At 66.0% G+C, this 4,245-nt stretch carries 5 protein-coding genes; 2 read left to right on the top strand and 3 right to left on the bottom strand.

All coding sequences use genetic code 11. The features are described 5' to 3' along the window. Nucleotides 1-479, bottom strand: a 479-nt coding sequence (locus LH128_RS20110; RefSeq protein WP_172705119.1) for a PTS sugar transporter subunit IIA, incomplete at its 3' end; no start/stop codon positions are given. 143 nt (nt 480-622) lie between these two features. Between LH128_RS20110 and LH128_RS20105 the strand changes: the two genes are divergently transcribed. Both LH128_RS20105 and LH128_RS20100 read left to right on the top strand, forming a co-directional pair. Beyond that, nucleotides 623-1,633: a LacI family DNA-binding transcriptional regulator gene (locus LH128_RS20105; RefSeq protein ID WP_008831522.1), complete on the top strand. Its 1,011-nt coding sequence runs from the start codon at nt 623-625 to the stop codon at nt 1,631-1,633. 5 nt (nt 1,634-1,638) lie between these two features. Further along, nucleotides 1,639-2,487: a shikimate 5-dehydrogenase gene (locus LH128_RS20100; RefSeq protein ID WP_008831521.1), complete on the top strand. Its 849-nt coding sequence runs from the start codon at nt 1,639-1,641 to the stop codon at nt 2,485-2,487. An 8-nt stretch (nt 2,488-2,495) separates the two neighbouring features. On the opposite strand, the gene LH128_RS20095 is transcribed toward LH128_RS20100, so the two are convergent. Beyond that, entirely contained in the window at nt 2,496-3,524 is a 1,029-nt protein-coding gene (locus LH128_RS20095) for a Csu type fimbrial protein (RefSeq protein WP_327195224.1), read from the bottom strand. Then, nucleotides 3,521-4,162, bottom strand: coding sequence for a FimD/PapC C-terminal domain-containing protein (locus tag LH128_RS20090; RefSeq protein ID WP_327195225.1), 642 nt, complete (start codon nt 4,160-4,162; stop codon nt 3,521-3,523). The genes LH128_RS20095 and LH128_RS20090 overlap by 4 nt, the downstream gene beginning before the upstream one ends. Nucleotides 4,163-4,245 lie beyond the last annotated feature (83 nt).

Genomic DNA, 4,245 nt, shown 5'->3' with positions numbered 1-4,245 from the left:
TCGACGGCGGGCGCGGCGGCGGCATCGGCAGCGCCATCCTCGCCCAAGGCGCGAGTGAAATCCGCCGGGTCGTCGGTGGCGATCAGCGCGGCCAGCCGGGCCTCGTCCTGGATCAGCCGCGTCAGGCGGCGCAGGATGGCGATGTGGCTGTCGGAATTGGCGGCGATACCGACGACGATGTGCGCGCGCTGGCCGGGGTTCCAGTCGATCCCGTCGCGAAGCTGGAGAATGGCGATGCCGTCGCGGCGGACGAGGCCCTTGTCCTCACCCAGCCCGTGCGGGATCGCGAGGCCGGAACCGAGGAAGGTGTTCGCGACCGCCTCGCGCCGGACCATGCTTTCCTCGTAACCGGGCGCCACGCATCCGGCGGCGACCAGCAGCTGGCCAACCTGGCGAATCGCATCGGTCTTGTCGGCAGCCTGTGCGTCGATCCTCACGAGATCGGCAGCCTGCGACGCGGCGAAAGCGTCTGCGAGCATCGTCATTCCTCTCCATTTGCTCTGCCATGAGAAAACGTTTTCTCATCGAAATTGTCAAGAGGGGTTGTGATTATCGCATCATGCGGTGCATATTGCACTTAGCAGGCGACAATGCGCGATCCGGTTGAGAGAACGATTTCCTAATGGCGACAGGCATAAAGGACGTGGCGCAAGTGGCCGGGGTCTCGCCCGCCACGGTCTCGCGCGTACTGGCCGGGCGCCCGGTTGATCCCGTCATGGCCGAGCGCGTGCTGGCTGCGGTCAAGTCCACGGGCTATCGCCCGAATCTCGCCGCGCGGCGGCTGCGGTCCCGGCACAGCAACACCATCGGGCTGGTCGTCGCCGATATCCGCAACCCCTTCTTCACCGAGGTCTCGCGCACGATCGAGGCCGTGGCGGCGGCACGCGGCTTGCGCGTCATCCTGTGCAATACCGACGAGGACCCGGCCAAGGAGGCCGAGTTTCTCGAACTCATGCACGAAGAGCGAGTGGCCGGCGTCATCCTTGCCCCGTCGCGGCAGCGGGTGGCGAAGGTAGGGCGGCTCGAACTCGACTATCCCGTGGTGCTGATCGACCGTGCCGCACCTGACGCCGGGTTCGATTGCGTGCTGCTCGACAATACGCGCATGGCCGAAGTTCTCGTCGAGCACCTTCATGCGCAGGGCCATCGGCGGATCACGGGGCTGTTCGGGGCGGCGAGCACCACGGGTTTCGAGCGCCGAGAAGGGTTCGAACGTGCCGCTGCCCGGCTTGGGCTGGAGGTGGAAGCGATCGCGGTGCCGCATACGGCGGATGCGATCCGGCGGGTGATCGCCGAACTGCTCGGGCGGGCCGAACGCCCCGAGGCGCTGCTCGCCAGTAATGGGGTGATGCTGGTCCATCTCCTGCGCGGCCTGCGCGATCTCGGCCTCGAGGTTCCCCGCGACATCGCCCTTGCCGGTTTCGACAACAACGACTGGATGGAGTTCGTCGGCGGCGGCCTCAGCGTCATAGAGCAACCGGTCGAGGAGATCGGGCGCACGGCGATGACGATGCTGCTGGACCGCCTCGACCATCCCGACGCGCCCATGCGCAAGGTCGTGCTCGCGGGCCGCCTGTTGCCGCGCGGATCGAGCACGCGTCTTGCCGATTCCGCTCAAGCCATCGGAGAATGACGCTTATGGAACGCACCACCATCGGCCGGGACACGCAGGTCTGCATGTCGCTTTCGGCGCGGCCCGGCAATGCGGGGTCGCGGCTGCATAACTGGCTCTACGACCATTACGGGCTGGACTACGTCTACAAGTCGTTCAGCACGACCGACCTTGCGGCAGCAATCGGTGGCATCCGGGCGTTGGGGATTCGCGGCTGCGCGATCTCGATGCCGTTCAAGGAAGCGGTCATCCCGATGCTCGACGGGATGGAAGCCTCGGCGACCGCGATCGACAGCGTGAACACGATCGTCAACGATGGCGGCGTGCTGACCGGCTACAATACCGACTACGTCGCCGTGCGTGCCCTTCTGGAGCGTCGTGAAATCGACCCGTCGACGCCGTTCCTGCTGCGCGGCAGCGGCGGCATGGCGAAGGCGGTAGTCGCAGCACTGCGCGATTGCGGCTTCACGCAAGGCACGATCGTCGCACGCAATCCCGAGGCCGGACCGGCGCTGGCCCGCCAGTACGGCTTTGGCTGGCTGGAAGCGATGCCGGTGGAAGGCGCGCCCTTGCTGATCAACGTTACGCCGCTCGGCATGGAAGGCGCGGGGGCCGATGCTCTCGCGTTCTCACCGGCGCAGATCGCGGCTTGCGAGATCGCCTTCGACGTCGTCGCGCAGCCTGCGAACACGCCGTTCGTCAAGGCTGCGCAGGAGGCCGGAAAGCGTGTGATCTCGGGCGCCGAGGTCATTGTGCTGCAGGCGATCGAGCAGTTCGTGCTCTATACCGGGGTGCGGCCCGATGCGAACGCGATCGCCCGTGCGGCTGGCTTTGCGCATGGTCCTTCGGTGGAGGAGAAGCTGCGGGCGGTCTGACCTGCGGGTCAGAACGCGATGTCGACGATGATGACGTCGGCGTACATGCCTGCGGCCGGAGTGGTCTGCGCGGGGTCGATCACGGCGCGGTAGGTGAAGCCCTGCAGCGTGCTGCTGTCATAGATGCCGGGGTTGGTGTCGGCGGCGGCGCTGCTGCGGCGTTCGCCCGCTATCGCACTGCCCCAGCGTCCGGCGCTCACCGAATTGCCGCGATAGATCTCGTAATTGAGGTAGCTGGAGGTCGTACCCTGCCGCATGCGCCGGGTGCTCGAGAAGTTCTGTCCGTTGCCCAGGCCGACGGTATACGTGGAGCCGAAACTGCAACGGACCGATATGGTGCGTGTCACCGGATTGAAACTGCCGACCAGCGGTGCGGTGCCGAATGCCAGGTCGGGAGCGGTGATCTGACAGTCGGGCAGGACGTTGAGCGTCACCGTCACCGTCACGGGTGCGCCGGTGCCCCAACTCGTCAACGGGCCAAGCAATCCGCTGCGCGTCGCTCCGGGGCTGTTCGACGTGCCGATACAACCGTTCAGGGCGCCAATCGTGCACACCGAGAAGTACCAGCGCAAGGTCACCGTGCCGGTATACGTACCTGCCGGTAAGGCCGACGTCGGCGTCGTCCGGACGTAGAGGGGAATGCTGTTGCTCGGCCCGCTGAACAGGCCAAGCAGCGCGGTGGTGGACATATCGACCTCGCTGCCTATCCCCAATGCGGCGCCGCCGGACGTGGACGACAGGGTGAAAGGTATCGTCTGGGTGCCGCCGACGCGCGTGAGCAGGAATGTGGACGCATCGACAGCCACCTTGATGTACGACGTGGTCGCCACCACCAGCAGGCTCGCGCATGAGAAGCCGCTGGCGCCGCTGCCGGACTGGACCTGGCTCGCCACGTTGAAGGACCCGGTCTCGCCGATGGTGATGGTGGATGGCGCGACCGTGCAGTTCCCGTAAGTCTGGGCCTGCACCGTCCCGCCGCCGAAGAGCAGGCCGCACAGCAGCAGCAGGGCGATCAGCGCGGGGCGGCGGCGGGTCATCGGCATGTCAGCGTTCCCATGTCGGCAATCTTGTCCGCCGTCACGTCCATTTGGAAGGAGGCGCGGCAGCTATTTCCTTCGGGCAGCGTGACGAGGAAATCATTACGCGGGCCAAGGTTCTCGGCAAAGACCAGCCCGTCCCATCCTACGTAGGCGGTGCCGCGCCCATTCACGCGGATCACCGAGCCAACCGGAAGCGGAGCACCGGCCTCATCGACAAGGATCATCCTTGCGGCGATCATCCTGCGCACCGGGAAATCGAGGACGTATCCGCTACCGCGCTGCACCGCCACCTTCTGGTCGATGATGTCCGAAGTCAGATCCTCGCGGAAGCCCAGCGGATCGATCGTGTACTTGCCCGGATAGTACGCCGCCGCCCATGGAATGAGGACATGCCCGCGCGCGTCGGTCCGGCCGACCAGTTGGTTTTCGTAGTAGACGGGCACCCCCGCATGGCCCCGCGTCGATACGAGCGCGAAGGCATCGGCGACGCGATTGGCGACGAACACCGACTTGTCCATCCACACCACCGATCCCGACGCGCCCAGCCAGCGCGTGACATTGCCGCTGCCGCCGAAGGCCCCGCCGCGCAATTCCGTGAAATCGGTGCGCCAGGTTACATCGGCATTGCCGTAGATGGTCGGCCGTGAACAATGCGATGTTCGTTTCGGCGACGGGTAGATTGCGTCCGATGTGCCGTGAGGGGTTTATCGAACTGGTA

The organism is Sphingomonas sp. LH128 (assembly GCF_000293195.2).
GTDB classification, from domain to species: Bacteria; Pseudomonadota; Alphaproteobacteria; order Sphingomonadales; family Sphingomonadaceae; genus Novosphingobium; species Novosphingobium resinovorum_A.
This window is presented reverse-complemented; position numbering and strand designations above follow the sequence as displayed.